Source organism: Paraburkholderia domus (genome assembly GCF_905220705.1).
GTDB classification, from domain to species: domain Bacteria; phylum Pseudomonadota; class Gammaproteobacteria; order Burkholderiales; family Burkholderiaceae; genus Paraburkholderia; species Paraburkholderia domus.
The window spans coordinates 99,570-115,716 of record NZ_CAJNAT010000014.1 but is presented as its reverse complement, the minus strand read 5'-3'; the positions used below and the strand labels follow the sequence as shown (position 1 = coordinate 115,716).

The 16,147-nt window shown below is 62.6% G+C and carries 14 protein-coding genes; 2 read left to right on the top strand and 12 right to left on the bottom strand.

Going from position 1 to position 16,147, the window contains the following annotated elements; all coding sequences use genetic code 11:
- Positions 1 to 29 precede the first annotated feature (29 nt).
- The 4 genes from KHO31_RS22830 to KHO31_RS22815 all read right to left on the bottom strand — a co-directional run bounded on the left by KHO31_RS22830 (position 30) and on the right by KHO31_RS22815 (position 4,973).
- Positions 30 to 980, bottom strand: coding sequence for an ABC transporter substrate-binding protein (locus KHO31_RS22830; RefSeq protein ID WP_201078180.1), 951 nt, complete (start codon positions 978 to 980; stop codon positions 30 to 32).
- A 122-nt stretch (positions 981 to 1,102) separates the two neighbouring features.
- Positions 1,103 to 2,140 (bottom strand): ABC transporter permease subunit, encoded by a 1,038-nt coding sequence (locus KHO31_RS22825; RefSeq protein WP_201078182.1) that lies wholly within the window; start codon positions 2,138 to 2,140, stop codon positions 1,103 to 1,105.
- Positions 2,141 to 2,182: 42 nt separating this feature from the next.
- On the bottom strand, positions 2,183 to 3,736 hold the full coding sequence (locus KHO31_RS22820) for a sugar ABC transporter ATP-binding protein (protein ID WP_201078184.1): 1,554 nt from the start codon (positions 3,734 to 3,736) through the stop codon (positions 2,183 to 2,185).
- Positions 3,723 to 4,973, bottom strand: coding sequence for an ROK family protein (locus KHO31_RS22815; protein ID WP_201078186.1), 1,251 nt, complete (start codon positions 4,971 to 4,973; stop codon positions 3,723 to 3,725). Before KHO31_RS22815 ends, KHO31_RS22820 begins: the two co-directional genes overlap by 14 nt.
- Before the next feature lie 112 nt (positions 4,974 to 5,085).
- Between KHO31_RS22815 and KHO31_RS22810 the strand changes: the two genes are divergently transcribed.
- Positions 5,086 to 5,190 carry an alpha-hydroxy-acid oxidizing protein gene (locus KHO31_RS22810; RefSeq protein ID WP_201078187.1) on the top strand — a complete coding sequence of 35 codons (105 nt, stop codon included), beginning with the start codon at positions 5,086 to 5,088 and terminating at the stop codon, positions 5,188 to 5,190.
- A 1,273-nt stretch (positions 5,191 to 6,463) separates the two neighbouring features.
- On the opposite strand, the gene KHO31_RS22805 is transcribed toward KHO31_RS22810, so the two are convergent.
- The 4 genes from KHO31_RS22805 to KHO31_RS22790 form a co-directional block, all read right to left on the bottom strand.
- A protein-coding gene (locus KHO31_RS22805; protein ID WP_236060948.1) for an IS5 family transposase occupies positions 6,464 to 7,440 on the bottom strand; the annotation gives its coding sequence in 2 pieces (ribosomal slippage) (positions 6,464 to 7,071 and positions 7,071 to 7,440; 978 coding nt in all).
- Positions 7,441 to 7,514: 74 nt separating this feature from the next.
- Positions 7,515 to 8,825, bottom strand: a complete 1,311-nt coding sequence (locus tag KHO31_RS22800; RefSeq protein ID WP_201078189.1) for an MFS transporter — start codon at positions 8,823 to 8,825, stop codon at positions 7,515 to 7,517.
- Positions 8,826 to 8,947: 122 nt separating this feature from the next.
- Positions 8,948 to 9,850, bottom strand: a complete 903-nt coding sequence (locus KHO31_RS22795; RefSeq protein ID WP_201078191.1) for an HpcH/HpaI aldolase/citrate lyase family protein — start codon at positions 9,848 to 9,850, stop codon at positions 8,948 to 8,950.
- On the bottom strand, positions 9,847 to 11,079 hold the full coding sequence (locus tag KHO31_RS22790; RefSeq protein WP_201078193.1) for a Zn-dependent hydrolase: 1,233 nt from the start codon (positions 11,077 to 11,079) through the stop codon (positions 9,847 to 9,849). The genes KHO31_RS22795 and KHO31_RS22790 overlap by 4 nt, the downstream gene beginning before the upstream one ends.
- A gap of 141 nt (positions 11,080 to 11,220) precedes the next feature.
- On the opposite strand from KHO31_RS22790, the gene KHO31_RS22785 reads away from it, so the two are divergent.
- Positions 11,221 to 12,174 carry a LysR family transcriptional regulator gene (locus tag KHO31_RS22785; RefSeq protein ID WP_236060947.1) on the top strand — a complete coding sequence of 318 codons (954 nt, stop codon included), beginning with the start codon at positions 11,221 to 11,223 and terminating at the stop codon, positions 12,172 to 12,174.
- A 21-nt stretch (positions 12,175 to 12,195) separates the two neighbouring features.
- On the opposite strand, the gene KHO31_RS22780 is transcribed toward KHO31_RS22785, so the two are convergent.
- The 4 genes from KHO31_RS22780 to KHO31_RS22765 all read right to left on the bottom strand — a co-directional run bounded on the left by KHO31_RS22780 (position 12,196) and on the right by KHO31_RS22765 (position 16,074).
- Entirely contained in the window at positions 12,196 to 13,122 is a 927-nt protein-coding gene (locus tag KHO31_RS22780; protein WP_201078195.1) for a 2-hydroxyacid dehydrogenase, read from the bottom strand.
- A 22-nt stretch (positions 13,123 to 13,144) separates the two neighbouring features.
- Complete coding sequence (locus KHO31_RS22775; RefSeq protein ID WP_201078414.1) at positions 13,145 to 13,921, bottom strand: class II aldolase/adducin family protein; 777 nt, start codon at positions 13,919 to 13,921, stop codon at positions 13,145 to 13,147.
- 107 nt (positions 13,922 to 14,028) lie between these two features.
- Positions 14,029 to 14,688: an RraA family protein gene (locus KHO31_RS22770; protein ID WP_236060945.1), complete on the bottom strand. Its 660-nt coding sequence runs from the start codon at positions 14,686 to 14,688 to the stop codon at positions 14,029 to 14,031.
- Positions 14,689 to 14,721: 33 nt separating this feature from the next.
- Positions 14,722 to 16,074 carry an MFS transporter gene (locus tag KHO31_RS22765; RefSeq protein ID WP_201078199.1) on the bottom strand — a complete coding sequence of 451 codons (1,353 nt, stop codon included), beginning with the start codon at positions 16,072 to 16,074 and terminating at the stop codon, positions 14,722 to 14,724.
- Between the last annotated feature and the right edge of the window lie 73 nt (positions 16,075 to 16,147).

Sequence of the window (16,147 nt, the reverse complement as noted above, 5' to 3'; positions counted from 1 at the left end):
TTATCCAGCGCGTAGTTGACGGCTTAACTTCAGCGTGGCGACGACCAGCCCTTGTAGGTGTTCACGTTGTCACGTGTCACGAGGGTCGAGGGCAGCAGGACGGTCGGATTGGCGGGTTTCTTGCCGTTCATGATGCCGTAGCCGATGCCCACTGCCGTTTGCGCCATGGCCCACGGATCCTGGCTGGCGGAAGCCTGTACCAGGGTGTCGCTCCTGAGCGCAGTTTCGATGTCCGGCGCGCCGTCCACGGACGTGATCACGATGTCCTTGCGATGGAGCTGTTTGGCGGCCAGATCGCTACCCACAGCCTGCGGGTCATTGATGGTGAAGACCGCGTCGAGTTTCGGAAAGCGCGTCAGGTAGCCCTGCATCGCGTTCATGCCGCCTTCGCGCGAGCCCTTGGCGTCCTGGTCATCCGAGAGGATCTTGATGCCGGGATTTTTGGCCAGTACCGATTTGCAGCCGTTCACGCGGTCGAGCACGGCGGAGACCGGCGGGCCATTCTCGATGACGACATTGCCGTGGCCGTTAAGCTTTTTGGCGATGAACCCGCACGACAGTTCGCCAGCCTGGACATTGTTGGTCTGCACCGTGGCGTCCGTGCCTGCCGCGGCCACGTCGACGGCGACCACCACGATGCCGGCCGCGCGCGCCTTTCTCACCGCCGGCTCGATCGCCTTCGGGTCAGCCGCATTGAGCAGGATCAGATCGACGTGGGCGGAGATGAAGTTGTCGATCTGCGTGAACTGCTTGTTCATGTCGTAGTCAGCCGACACGGTGGTGACCTTGACGTTGGGATTGATCTGCTTCGCCTTGGCTTCGGCACCCTTGGCGATGGTGACGAAGTAGGGATTGCCGAGCGATCCAACGGTGATGCCGACGGAGGTGAGCGGCTTGTCGGCGGCCTGCGCTGCGGGCACGGTCAGGCCGGAGCCGAGGGCGAGAGCGATGCTGGCGAAGGCGATTTTCTGCTTGAACATGAGGGTGTCTCCAGGGTGGTTTGTGGTGTGTATCGGGTGTATCGGGCGTAAGCGGACCTGCAGGCGCCTGCATACGGTCAAGGCAAGGATAGGGGTTTCAGCTCAGGGCAAAACCAGGTACGTCAGGTGCGGGCCGAACCGCGCTGGCGGTAGCGGTCGAGTGCGACGGCACCAATGATGACGAGCCCCTTGATGATGTATTGCCAGATGTCGGACACGCCGAGCAGGACCAGTCCGTTCGTGAGCACGGCGATGATCAGTGCACCGATCAGGGTGCCGACGATCGAGCCGACGCCGCCGACGAAGCTGGTGCCACCCAAAATGACCGCGGCGATGGCATCGAGCTCATACGACTGGCCGAGCTGCAGGCCGTTGGCGGCATACAGGCGGGCCGCGGACATCACCGCGCCCAGCCCGGCCAGTACACCGGAGGCCGCATAGACAAAGATCTGGATGCCCCACACCTTGATACCCGCGAGGCGGGCAGCTTCAGGATTGCCGCCGACCGAATAGATGCGCAACCCGAGCACGGTGCGGCGCAGGATGAACCACGAGATCACGACCACGACGGCGGCGATCACCACGAGCCAGGGGATGCCGAGGATCGAGTCGTTGCCGATGAAGGCGAACGACAGCTGCGGATTGAAGATGGTGGTGTCGTGACCGATCAGGCGCGCGATGCCGCGCACGGCGGTGAGCGCACCGAGCGTGACGATGAACGGTGGCAGCCGCAGAAGGGCGATCAGGCCGCCGTTGACGAGGCCAAAGCCCAGCCCGACCAGCAACGCCACGGGCACGCCGAGCCAGCCCCAGCCGGGAATGTTCGACGCCAGCAGGGCGGTGACCGCGGCGGCGGCGAGCACCGAGCCGACCGACAGATCGATGCCGCCGGTCAGGATGACGAAGGTCATGCCCGCGGCGAGCACGATGTTGATCGATGCCTGCTGCGTGACGATCGACAGGTTCTGCAGGGTGAAGAACCCGTCGGTCACGAGGCCGAAGCCGATGCACAGCAGCACCAGCACCGGCAGCATGCCTGCGGTGCGCATCAACGTCTGCATGCGCTCCTTGTGTTCAATCCGTGATTGCCGCTGGGGCTGGCTTTGTGTCTTCGAGACCGGCACGGCGTCGACGTTCGGCTGTTTGGTGGTATTGTACATGTCGCACTCCTAAATATGATGTAACGAATTTACTTTCGCAGATCAGGCAGCCTGGCCCAGCGCAGGTCGGGAGCCGGTGGCCAGCTCGATGATGGCTTCCTGGCTGATCGGCTTGCCGGTGTATCCACCGAGTTCGCCGGCGATCTCACCCTCGCGCATGACCAGCACGCGGTCGGCGACACCAATGATCTCGGGCAGCTCGCTCGAGATGACGATAATGGCCACGCCGGACTTCGCCAGCTCGTTGATGATGCGGTAGATTTCCGATTTCGCGCCGATGTCCACGCCCCGGGTCGGCTCATCCAGGATGAGCACACGGGGCTGGGTCTGCAGCAGGCGCGAGAGCAGCACTTTCTGCTGGTTGCCGCCCGACAGGGCGCCGGCGTTGACCTTCGCATGCGGCACGCGAATGGAGAGCGAGGCAATCGCCTCGCGCGCCCGGGTCGCGCCCCGGACCCGGTCGAGCACGCCCAGACGGGCATCGCGGCCGCATACCGAGACATTGACGTTGTCGCGCACGCTCATGTCGAGAAAGAGCCCCTGGCGCTTGCGGTCTTCCGTCAGATAGACGAGGCCGGCGTCGATCGCCTCACGCGGGGTGTGCATCTCGAGCTTGCGGCCGTCGATGGCGACTTCGCCGCGCACACGCGCTTCGGCGCCGAAGATGAGCCGGGCCAGTTCGGTGCGTCCTGCACCGACGAGGCCCGCGATGCCGAGCACCTCGCCCGTGTGAACATCCAGGCTGCAGCCGCGGACGCGCCCGGCGTCGGCAACATCGCGCACCTGCAGCACGACCTTGCCCGGATCGTACGGGGCGTGCTCCTTCTTGTAGAAGCCAGAAATGTCGCGACCCACCATCATGCCCACCAGGCTTTCCGCCGAGAGGTCGGCGCGCTCGAGGGTGCCGACATAGGAGCCGTCGCGCAGCACGGAGACGCGATCGGAGAGCTCATAGATTTCAGCCATGCGATGGCTGATATAGATGATTGCAAGCCCCTCGGCGCGCAACTGGCGGATCAGCTGGAAGAGCCGGTCGGTTTCACGCGACGACAGCGGCGTGGTGGGTTCGTCCATGACGAGGATGCGGCAGCGGGTATGCACGGCTCGCGCGATCTCGACGAGCTGCTGCTCGGCGATCGACAGATCGCCCACCAGCGTGTGCGGATGGAAGCTGGCACCCAGGCGCTTGAGCACGTCTTCGCAGGCGCGCTCCATCGCCGGGCGATCGATCATGCCCCAGGCCCGGCCGCCTTTGCGCAATTCGCGGCCTGCATGGATGTTCTCGGCGACGCTCAGATTGGGCGCGAGGCTCAGTTCCTGATAGATCACGGCCACACCCAGCGCACGGGCTGCAAGCGGGCCGTCGATGACGGCGGTCTTGCCGTCGAGGCGGATTTCGCCGCCGGAGTCGGCCTGGTAGGCCCCGGAGAGGATCTTCATCAGGGTGGACTTGCCGGCGCCGTTCTCGCCCATGAGCGAATGCACCTCGCCCGGATAGACGGTGAGGCACACGTTGTCGAGCGCACGCACGCCGGGAAAGGTTTTGCTGATGCCGCGCATCTCCAGCAGCGCAGGCGTGGCCTTAGAACTGGACATGGTTCACCTCTTGCGATTCAGCACCGGCGCCTTTGAGAATGCCCGCGCGCGGCGAAAAGTTGAAGAACATCGGCAGTGTGGCGGCACCGATCGCGCCCGCATCCGACCCGAAGGTGCCTCGCACGAGTGCCGGGGTGCCGCGGGCTTCCGGCGCAGTAATCGCCAGTGCCGTGCGCAGGCGTTTCATCAGCGTGTTGATCAGGCCCGCGTCGACATCGGCGTCGAGGACGACAACCGGCACGTCCAGCACGCACAGCATCGCGCGCAGGGCGGGAGCGAGCGCATCGACGCAGTCGTCGAGCCATTCGTCGACGGCGGGCACACCGCGCGCAATGCAGGCTTCGAGCGCGGCGCGATTTTCAATCGACTCGCCGCTGTAACGTAGGTGCCGCGTGAGCGCATTAAGGGACGCGCGCGAGAGCAGGATGTCCCACGGCCCGGTCGGCTGAGGCGCTGACGGCAGGCGGCTGGGCGGTACCGGCATGACGCCGATATCACCCGCATTGCCGCTCACGCCACGCAGGCAATCGCCGTCGACGGCGATGCCGCCACCGATCGCCGGCCCGAGAAACAGATAGACAAAATCGTCACATTGACGACCGCAGCCGTAGAACAGCTCCGCGATGGCCGCCGCGTTGCCGTCGTTCTCGCTGAACACCGGCATCGACAACGCTTGGCCGAGTTTGCTGCCGAAATCCATCTCATCCCACGCGCGGAACGTATCGGCCGGCAGGCCGAGTTCACGCAGCCAGCTCCCGAGGTTGTACGGTTGTGCGACGCCGATGCCACTCAGGCGCTCGCGCTCTTCCCGGGTGAGCAACGGCAGTAGTTCATGGATATCGCGCTGCACAATCTCGAGTACCCGAGCAGGATGGGGCAACACCATATCGTGCCCGCAGCGCCCCAGCACCTCGCCGGCGAAGTTCACCAGCACCGTCTCCATGCTGGTACGGTCTAGACGCACGCCAATGCCGAAGGCGCCGCGCGGGTCAAGACGGATCAGAGAGGCAGGCTGGCCGCGCTGGCCTTCGACCCGGCGGCCGGTGAATTCGATCAGCCTGGCCGCGCTGAGGGAGGTAATGATGCTGCCTACCGCTGTGCTCGTCATATTGGCCAGGCGGGCGAGATCGGCTTTCGACGCCTGTCCCGCACGGCGTAGCGCTTGCAGCAGCAGGCGCTCGTTGTAGCGGCGGACGTTCGCCGAATTGCTGCCTTGGCCGATATGGGGGCTTCTCACAAGTCTCCTCCTGGCGACACCTGCTTGGGCATCGTTTAAATAAATCAAGTTGATTTATTTAAACCCAAGTGTCGAAGAATGTCTGCCTAGGGAAATCCCGGGGCAGGGTTCCATGCAGATTGACAGCCCTGCGCATGGCGCCGACGGTGTGGTTTTGTCCGATCGAGGTGGCAGGCAACTGGACGGCACAATTTCGCCGCTCGATACCCTTCCGTAGACCGCAATAAAATTGTCACCACTTCGCGAGTAAATCTGTCACTTCACAGTCTGTCGGCCAGACGGCCAAATAAATCACCTTAAATTCAATAGCTTGCCAAAAACGAATTAATTGTGTCACCGGCTAGTCTCTCCGCAGGTGTCGCCGCCGGCCGTTTCCATCTGTGCAGGGATGCACGGCCTCGACTTCGTTGCCCGAGCGCAGCCGCAATCGGCGACTGATAGCGATGCGGTCCTGCCGGCGCATCGCAGCCGTTGTCGGGAGCAGCGAAAGCCGCCCGTAGCTGTAGTGCGAATGGCACCAGCCACATCGAAACGGCGCTCCGATTACGCTGGTGTTTATTATGTAAGGCGTCTCGTCGTTGCAATGCGGACAACGCGTCTGGAGCGATTGGTGATGCGCCGGACAGAGATTTTCATCCTCACGCTGGAACAACACGCTGTGGTAGCCGTGCGCTGCGCACTGTCGGCAATACCGGAAGACCCCGTGATACTGATCATGCGGCGCGGAACCAGGCAACGATGTCTTCAACACGTTCGAGGGCAGTCGTAGCACGCGGCACAATCGCGTCAGGTCGACGGCGTCCCGCACAAACGCCACGCCTTCATGGGGTTATCGTCCTTTCCGTGCAAATTATGGCGGTAGTCGCGCGCAGAGCGGCTTGCAGCAAGGCTCGGCAGTTCGGCGGCTTTCGCACAATCGGCGGTTCCGCAAGCCTTTGATCAATATGGTCTTTTAAGATCAAACCGCCAGAATTTGCACGGAAAGGACGACAACCCCTCGACGAGTCGTCGGGGTAGGTCAGCTACATTCTCCTCGAGAGCAGTACCGGTCTCCGGACACGAGGTCTCGGATTCGCTCGCGTCTTTGACTTCTATAAGTGCATCGGCGCGGTTTCAGCGGCTCCGCCTTCTTTTGTGACCCGCGCCATGCGTGCCCAGGATTTTCTCCGAGAGCGCCACGGCCCGTGTCGGTGTGAATGGCAAATGATTCCGGAAGGGTGGGAACTTAACTGGGTCAAGGTGCAGGTGGAGGACGACATGCACTGGTCGTTCCGATGCCCATTTGACGTTGCGATCGCTGAGTTCGAACTCTGTTTGGCACGTCAGAATTCGGCGAAAATCGGTCGAAACCTAAGGCTACGCTGAGCAAGCCGGTGAATCTGCGGCTTCCCGGCGATGTGAGGGTTAATCAGTCGTGAAACGGCACTTCGACCCCGGCCTTTCGGCTCTTTCGAGCCTTATGTGCGGGCGTTTTACCCGCATTTTGCCCACTATGGGCGGACTGCTGCCATCAATCGCCGGCGCGACAGGTAAATGTTGGCCAGGGCCAGCGCCACAAAGGCCCGGTTCGCGTTCTTTGCCAGTCCCCGATAGCGCACCTTGGTAAAGCCCCACAGCCGCTTGACCACCGCGAAGACATGCTCGACCCGGGCGCGGATCTTCGACTTGCTGCGGTTCTTGCCACGCTGCACCTCATCGACTTCACCGCCGGCGCGGCGTGTGCGCTGATTCGTGAAATCGCGAGCCTTGGGCGCCTTGCTGTGGATCAGCGCCTTCTGGCTGGCATACGCGCTGTCGCCATAGACGCGCCGCTCCTGTCCATGCAGCAGTTGCGGCAGCGGGTGCTCGTCATGCACGTTGGCCGGCGTGAGCACCGCGCTGTGCGCCAGGCCGCTCTGGCTGTCCACCCCGATATGCAGCTTTGCACCGAAATACCATTGCTTGCCCTTGCGGGTCTGATGCATCTCCGGATGGCGCGCCTTCCGCCGATTCTTCGTCGAGCCCGGTGCGCCGATGGTTGTGGCGTCCACGATGGTGCCGCTCTTCAGCGTCATGCCGCTGGCCTGTAGCACCTGGCCGACTTCGGCAAACAGTTGTTCGCCAACTTGTGCATCTCAAGCAGCCGCCGGAATTTGAGCCGCGTCGTCGCGTCCGGCACCGCTTCGCAGCCCAGGTCAACCTCGACAAAGCGACGCAGGCTGGCGCTGTCGTACAGTGCTTCTTCGCAGGCAAAGTCCGCCAGATTGAACCAGTGCTGGATGAAGTGGATCCGCAGCATGCGCTGCAGACCAATCGGCGGGCGGCCATTGCCGCGCCTCGGGTAATGTGGCTCGACCACTGCACACAGTTCAGCCCACGGCACGATCGCATTCATGGTGTCGAGAAACTCATTGCGCCGCGTCCGTTTGCGGTGTGTCTCGAAACCAGCACCTTGATCGGCTGCCATCGCCAGCGTCTGCTGCTTCATCCTGTCTGCCTTTTCTATAGACTCCGATCTATAACGTTCGAATTAGCTCAGCGGTGGACTTAATCAGCATTGCCTTAATTTGCCAACATCGCCTTGGACGAGTCCGTGTGCACGCCCTTGCGGTAACGTCCGAGGCCCACAATCCCAACCAGCGACACCGCCGAAAGCACCGTAAAGAAAACCGCCAGCGGCAGCCATTCGCCCTTGTAGTTCTGCGCGAGCATCGTACCGATCAACGGTGTCGTCCCACCGGCGATCGTCGCGCACAGTTGATACGCAATCGAAATACCGGAATATCGAACCTGGGTCGGAAATGCCGGCGTCATGAAGCCGGCGATGACCGCGTAGACAGCGGACAGCACTACCACCGCGAGCGAGATGCCCGCCACGATCGCGACCGGACTATGGGTCTGGACGAGCAGAAACATCGGGTAGGGCGTGAGCATGGATAGCAGGGCGGCATAGGTCAGAAAGCGGGTTTCTCCAACACGCTGGGCCAGTAACGCCGACAGCGGCTGGGACGCCAGCTGGATGAGGGTGACCACAAACAGGCAATCGAGAATGAACGATTTCGACATGCCGAGATAGCCGGTGACATACGAAATCATGAACGTGTTGGTGAAGAAGAACCCGGCGGAGCCGATCGTCGTGGCCATCGCCGCCATGACGATCGGGTACCACGCGGTGCGCAGCACTTCCTTGACGGGCGACTTCAGCACCTCGCGATTCTTGCGAAGTTTTTCGAACTCGGGCGACTCTTTTACGCCGAGACGGATCACCATGCCGATCAGGAGCAGCACGAAGCTGGCCAGAAACGGCAGGCGCCAGCCCCAGGCAACAAAGCTTTCGTGATCTAGCGAGGTAACGAGCCTGAACGACACGAGCGAAAGAATCAACCCGGCCGGGCTGCCCATCTGCGGGAAGGACGCGAAGAACGTTTTGCGGCCGGTTGGCGCGTGCTCGCTTGCCATCAGTACCGCGCCGCCCCATTCGCCGCCCACGGCAATGCCCTGGAGAATCCGCAACAGCACCAGTGAGATCGGTGCCCAGATGCCGATGCTGGCGTAGCCGGGCAGCAGGCCGATGCCGGTCGTGGCGATCCCCATCAGGAACATGGTCAGTAGCAGCATCTTCTTGCGGCCCAGCTTGTCGCCGAGATGCCCGAACACCGCACCGCTCAACGGACGTGCAATGAAGCCGACAAAGAACGTGCCGAACGACGCCATGGTACTGAGGAAGTGATTGCTGCTCGGGAAGAACACGTCACCGAGAACGAGCGCGGCGGCCGTCGCATAGGTGTAGTAGTCGTAAAACTCGACGGCCGTGCCGATAAAAGCCGCGGTGGCGGCGCGCACCGGCTGATGAGTCTGTTCAGAATGGGACATGGGGAATCCTGTTGATGGACGAACAGCGTTGGCTTGACTGCCGTCTTTATCGGTCGCCGAAATACGCCCGCAAAATTCGGATTTTTAATCTTCAGTATCAAGGCGGCTAATGCTCGCCCTGCCTATGCGTTGCCGCTGTCGTCAAAGGCGCGGAGCAACGCGTCACGTGCGATCAGCCGTTGCGCGTTGTTGCGCTCCGGGTAGTTGATCCATGCCGATCCGGCAGGGGGCGGATTTGCCTGCTGCGCTGCGTGTGCGTCGACGAGCGCACGCGCCGCCTGCACGTCTTCCGCGGATGGCGTCAGCGCACGGTGAATCGCGGGCACATGTTCGGGAAACACGACGCTTTTCGATGCGAATCCGAGTTGCGTGGAGATGTCCAGGTCCTGCCCAAGCACCTGTGCCGACCGATATGTACAAGGAAGATCAATCGGCACGCAACCGGCGGCAACGCACTCGATCAGAAAGCGGCTGCGTGCGTAAAGCAGTTCGTTACCGCCCGGCGTCCGGCGTGCGCCGAGATTCGCCGCCAGGTCTTCGACCGCGAGCATGCAGCACTTTATCCGTGCATCCACCTGAAGTAGCGCTCCCAGATTGACCAGACCCTTCGCGGATTCGATAACTGGAACCACCTCCGTCGAGCCCGTCGGAATGCCCAGCTTGCGCTCGATGACGGCCAGCGCATCGTCGAGCGCGGCCAGTTGAGCCGCGCTCTCCGCGTGTGGCAGAAAAATCGCCCGTGGGGTGCCGGGCATGACGCCCTCGAGATCGGCATGGCCGTCGTGCTCCAGTTTGTTGATTCGTACCGAGCCGAACGTGCCGGCGCGAGCCGCCTCGCGCAATAGCGTGACAATGCGTTCGCGTGCCTGCGGCCGGTCTTGCGGCGACGTCATTTCTTCCAGGTCGGTGACGATCGCATCTGCACCGCTTTGCAGCGCGATCGCGTGGGCCTCGGAATGATTGCCGGGTACGAAGAGCCATGTGCGCCGGATCCCTGGCGGGCGCGGTGTTTGATGAACATTCATACGGCGTGGCCCGCGCGTGCAAGCATCGCGTGAAGCAGCACGTCCGTGCCGCGCGTGACGTCTTCCGGCAAAGCGTCTTCGGCTTCGTTATGGCTCAGACCGTCGACGCAGGGAATAAAGATCATCGCGGTCGGACAATGTTTGGCGAGGTGGATCGCGTCGTGACCGGCACCGCTGACGATGCGTTGATGCGGATAGTCCAGCGCCTCTACCGCGTTGCTGACTGCAGCAATGCAATGCGGGTCGAACGGCGTCGCGGGACTGACCCAATGCTGCCCAATCTCGACCGTGAGGCGGCGGCGCTTCGCAACCGCATCGAAGCGCTCGCGCAACGCGGCTTCCATTTTGTCGATCAGCGCGTCGTCAGGGTGACGCAGGTCTACTGTGAACGACAGGTCCGCGGCGATGGTGTTGCGCGATGCATTGCGTATGTGCAGCTCGCCGATAGTGGCGAGGCCTTGCGGGAAGAAATCCGCCGCGATGCTCTCCAGTTCCGCGGCCATTTCCGCGCTCGCGAACAGCGCATCGCGGCGGTACTGCATCGGCGTCGTGCCCGCATGCGCTGCCTGCCCGCGCACGTGCACATCGAGCCAGCGAATCGCCTGGCCACCCGTGACGACTCCGATCGGCACGCCGCTTTCCTCTAGCACGGGCCCTTGTTCGATATGCGCCTCGAAGTAGGCGTCGAAGACAATGCCGGGCACGGCGCGCGTGCCGGCGTAGCCGGTCGTTTGCAATGCCTGTTCGACCGAGGTGCCTCCGGCATCGCGCGTGTTCAACGCCTGGACGAGCGGCATGACGCCCGTGAAGGCCGCCGAGCCGAGCATGGCCGGCGTGAAGCGCGCGCCTTCCTCGTTGGTCCACACGACGATTTCGATGGGCTTGTCGGTTTGAATGCCAGCATCGTTCAGGGTACGGACGACTTCGAGCGCGGCGAGCACGCCGTAGACCCCGTCGAAGCGGCCGCCCTCGGGCTGGGTGTCAAGGTGGCTTCCGCTTGCGACGGGCGCGGCATAGTCCCGTTTGCCGGCGCGCCGGGCGAAGAGATTGCCGACCTGGTCGACGGACAACGTGAGCCCGGCCTCGACGCACCATTGCGAAAAAAGCGCTCGACCTGCCGCGTCCTGTTCGGTCAGTGCGAGGCGCCGCACACCGCCTCCTGCCGTGGCGCCGACCGCAGCCATGTTCATCAGACTCGTCCAGAGCCGCTCACCATAGATTTTCAGCATCACACACTCCTGAAGTCGCGGCGTGATGGCCGCGTCGGGTTCGTCGTGATGCCTTTATCGGTAATCAAAAATGATAAGTCTAATTTCTAATTCTAATCCTAAGTATAATTTTGGCGGATGATGAAAACAGTGAGGCTCATTGTGAGCAAAGACCGCCCGGACACCTATCTGAACGACCGCCTCGACTGGAATCTGCTGCGTACTTTTCTCGCCATTGCGAAAGAAGGCAGCGTGAGTCGCGCGGCGACGAAGCTGCATCTGACGCAGCCCGCCGTGAGCCAGGCGCTGCGGCGGCTGGAAGATCAGTTGGGACTGCGTCTGGTGGATCGCCACGGTCCGCGCATCGAGGTCACGCAGGCCGGTATCGAAGTGAAGCAGATTGCAGAAGACGTATACGGCACGATCTCGCGCCTGTCGCTTGCCGAGGTGGATCGCGATCACGATATCTCCGGCATGGTGCGCGTGAGTACCGTCAGCGGCATCGATTTTCCGGCCTACGACACGTTTCTCGCGGAGTTTCATCGCACGTATCCGCGTATCGAGCTCGAAAGCCAGGAAATGCGCAGCGCCGATGTGGTGAACAGTCTCCAGCAAAAGTCCGCAACGCTCGGACTGACGCCGCGGCGCGCCTTACCCAAACGGGTCGACAGCCGCGTGTTTCTGCGCCAACGGTATGCACTTTTCTGCGGACGTCATCATCCGCTCTTTGGACGCGACGACCTTCGGGTCGCCGATCTTGCCGGCGAGAAGTTCGTCTCCTTCACCGGCGACAAAGTGGGCGACCACCTGTCGCCGCTCACGTTCTTTCGTGACGAAATGGGCTTCACTGGGCGCGTAGTCGGCTCATCGTCGAGCATGACCGAGGTGAGGCGTTTCATCTTCGCGGGCTTCGGCATCGGCTGCCTGCCGGAACACGTCGTGCGCGATGACATCGCTCAAGGCCGCCTTCAGCGGCTGCCGCCGGACGAAGGCGTGGCCGACCTCGATATCTACATGCTGTGGTCACTGGACCGAAAGCTGAGCGCCGCTGAAGCCGCGTTTATCGATGCCCTGAATGTGTTCATCGACGGCCAGGCGGAAGGCGCTGACCTTTAGCGCCGCGCTCAACCGCTTCGCTCAATAGCCGCGCGTGACGTCGACCACGTTCTGCAGCGGTTCGCCGCGGATTAGCCTGCGTGCGTTGTGCGCCACCTGCGTGCCGATCGTCTCTGAACTCGCCACCGACGCCATGTGCGGCGTCACGATCAGATTGGGCGCGCGCCATAAATGATCTTCGGGTGGTAGCGGTTCAGTCGGGAACACGTCGACGATTGCACCTCCTACCTGCCCATTCGACAGCGCCGCAATCAGGTCCGCAGGTACCAGATGCTCACCGCGGCCGACGTGAATCAGCTTCGCGCCAGGCCGTAAGTGCTCGAACGTGTTCGCGTTGAGAATCCAGCGGGTTTCGTGCGTGAGCGGCAGGAGACACACGAGGATGTCCGTCCCCTGAAGGAATGACTTGAATTCCGGCGGACCGGCGAAAGTCGTCACGCCCGGCAGTTCACGGGGCTTGCGCGCCCAGCCGCGCACCGCGAAGCCAAAGCGCTGCAAATCCGTTGCGACGCGGCTGCCGATTTCTCCCAGTCCCATGATGCCGACGGCGCATTCCGAAGCATCACACTGATCGTGGCGGAACCAGCGGTTAAGACGCTGATTCGCGAGCACGCGGTCGAGTTGACGATGAAAGTGCAGCACTCCCCAGGTCACGAATTCGCTCATTCCGCGTGCGTGTTGCGGATCGACGACCCGGCACACCGGTACGGCGGGCAGCGCAGGGTCGGACAGAATGTTGTCGACGCCCGCGGCGATGCTATGCACGAGCCGTAGTCTCGGCAGCGCCGCCAGCGCGCCGGCCGGCGGGTTCCAGCACACGGCGATGTCAGCATCGGCAGCGGATCGCTCGCCGTGCATCACGACATCGAATTCAGGGGCGGCGCGCAGAATCGGCTGCACCAGGTGTGACATGTCGTAGTCACGGCTCATCAGAACTAATTTGGTCATTGCATTGAATCGGAAAACGGGCCTAACTGCGGTAGTCGGATTGCGGGTCGTCGATCAACCTTAACGCTGCTTGCCACGCCAACTCCGAAATTCCCGCGGAGTCGTCGCGAGCGAACTGGCTCGCGGTCAACTCGCACACTTCTCGCGGCGGGATGCGCAGCGCGCTGCCGCCGGCCAGCGCCTGAATTTGCGCCTGACAGGCCCGCTCAAGGAAATAGATCTCGTGGAACGCTTCGGCTGCCGTGGCGCCTGCTGCAAGCAACCCGTGATTGCGCAGGATCATCGCCTTGCAGGAACCGAGGTCGCGCACCAGACGCTCGCGCTCGCCAAGTTCAAGCGCGATGCCTTCGTAATCGTGATAGGCGAGCTTGCCGTAGAACTTCAACGCATGCTGACTGATCGGCAGCAGTCCCTGCTCCTGGGCCGATACGGCCGTTCCCGCGGCGGTATGCGTATGGATCACGAAATGCAGATCGCCGCGTGCCGCGTGGATGGCCGAATGAATCGTGAACCCGGCGGCGTTCACACGGAACAGCGCCGGCTCGCTGTGCGCCCGCTCGTCGATGACGTTGCCGAGATGATCGATTTTCACGAGGTCCGACGCGCGCATCTCGTGAAACAGCACGCCATAGCGGTTGATCAGAAATGCCGGCGGCTCGCCCGGCGAGCTGGGCAGGCGCGCCGTGATGTGCGTGTCGATCATGTCGGTCATGCGGAAGTGAGCGGCGAGCCGGTAGAGCGCTGCCAGTTCCTCTCGTACCTGCTGTTCGGCGCCCAGCGGCGCCGGTTTGTCGCTCATGCGATCGGGTGTTGGCGTGGATTGCATTTCAGAAGTCTCCCAGGTTCTCACGTGCTGTAGTGCGCTTAGTGTTCGTTAGCGTGTCAGTATCCGTCAATTTCATTGTTCTAATGCTGATCATTAGCGGCGTGAATATTTGGCGGCATGAAGCATTGCAGGACCTCGTGAAGCGGCTCCTTGGCGTTAAGCCGATTCAGGATGGCGGGCTCCGCGCGGTCGGACGCCAGCGCCAGATCGATCACGGCGGCAAGGGCCGGCGCTTCGGCGAACAGCACACCGTTGTCGTCGGCTAGCACGATGTCGCCTGGGCGCACCACGACCCCGGCGCACACCACCGGCTCGTTGAACAGACTCGACGCCGTGTCGCGTTTTTTTGTCGTCAGCAAAGACGTTCCGCGCGCGAACACCGGCAGCCCCGTGCTGCGTAATTCGATGAGATCGGTCACCACGCCGTCGACTATGACAGCCCTCGCGCCGGCGTTGAGCGCGGCGCATGCCGTGACCGCTCCGACCGGCGCATGCGTGTGGTCGCCGCTCATGTCGATCACCAGCACGTCGCCGGCTTTGAGTTGCGACAGGGCGCGGTTCACCGGAATGGCGTCGGGCGACAGCAGCTTGAGCGTCACAGCGCGCCCGATCACCTTCACGTTGGGGACCATCGCGCGAAGGCGATGGTCCGCGAAGCCGTTTTCCAGAAAATGCCCGAGTGTCGGGAAGCTGACGGCCTCGAGGCTGCGCAGTAAGGATGAGTCCGGTGTGGCTGGCATAAGAGAGATCTTTTCCGTTCCCATATCAGGCCCTCACGAAAGGCTCGCCGTGGCGGCATTGGCGCGCGCCGCAGACGAGATATCGCGGCGAAGCGTCTCGGCGAGCAGCACGAGCGCGAGTACCGAAACAGCAGCCGAGCCCATCATGTACCACGCCACCGACGAACCGCGGCCCGTAGCGGACAACAGCGCGGTGGTGACAATCGGCGTGGCCGCGCTGCCGAGCAATCCGGACAACATATAGCTCACCGACAGGCCGGAGTAGCGCACCTCGGTGCCGAACAACTCAGCGAGGAAGGTCGCGATGGGACCATAGTTCGCTGCGAAGGCGGTCATCATCAGCAGATAGCCGAGCAGCGCAAAAGAAAACTCGCGCGTATCCAGCAGCCAGAACAGCGGAAAAGCGAGCAGGGCCTCGGCGACGATGCCGCCGATGATCACCGGCTTGCGGCCCACGACGTCGGATAGCTTGCCGAAGGCCGGCAACAACACGATGCAAAGCGCGCAGGCAATCAGCGCGATGGAAAGCATCGCGTTACGTGAGAAACCCAGCGTCTGCGTTCCGTAGGTCAACCCGAAAGCGACGATCAGGTTGAACGAGGTGCCCGTCGACATCGTCGCGATGCCGCCGAGCAGAACCTGCTTCCAGTATCGGGTGAGGACTTCGGCGATCGGCAGCTTGACCTGCGCGTCGGCTTCCTTGATCTTGCGGAACGACGGGGTTTCCGATGTGTTCAGACGGATATAAAGCCCGACCCCCACGAGCAATGCGCTCGCAAGGAACGGAATGCGCCAACCCCAGGAGAGCAGTACGTCGTTTGACAGCGTGGCGTTGCAGACCAGAAACGCCAGATTGGCGATCAGAGTGCCGGCAGGCACGCCGATCTGCACCCACGAGCCATACAGTCCACGCTTGCCGGCCGGTGCGTGTTCCACTGCCATCAGCACGGCGCCGCCCCATTCGCCGCCGAGCGCGAGTCCCTGAATGACGCGCAGGGTGAGCAGCAGAATGGGCGCCCAGATGCCAATCGACGCGTAGTTCGGCAGCAGCCCAATCGAGAACGTCGCGATGCCCATGATGATGAGGGAGACCAGCAGCATCGCCTTGCGTCCGAGGCGGTCACCGAAATGGCCGAACAGTGCGGCCCCGACAATGCGCGCGAGGTAGGCGGAGGCGAACGTGCCGAACGCCAGCAAGGTGCCGACCAACGGGACAAAGCCGGGAAAGAACACTTTGTTGAAGACGAGTGCCGAGGCGGTGGCGAAAACGAACAGGTCATACCATTCGACGGTCGTGCCGATCACACTCGCCACCGCGATCTTTTTCATGTTGGTTTGGGTTCCATCTGGCGGTGGTGGCGTGTCCGCGGGGCGATAGGGCGTCATGGGTTTCTCCTTGAGGCATGGCGGGGTCAGTGGATGAACGCAGCCATTGTGCGCATGGCCTGGTGCCTTTATC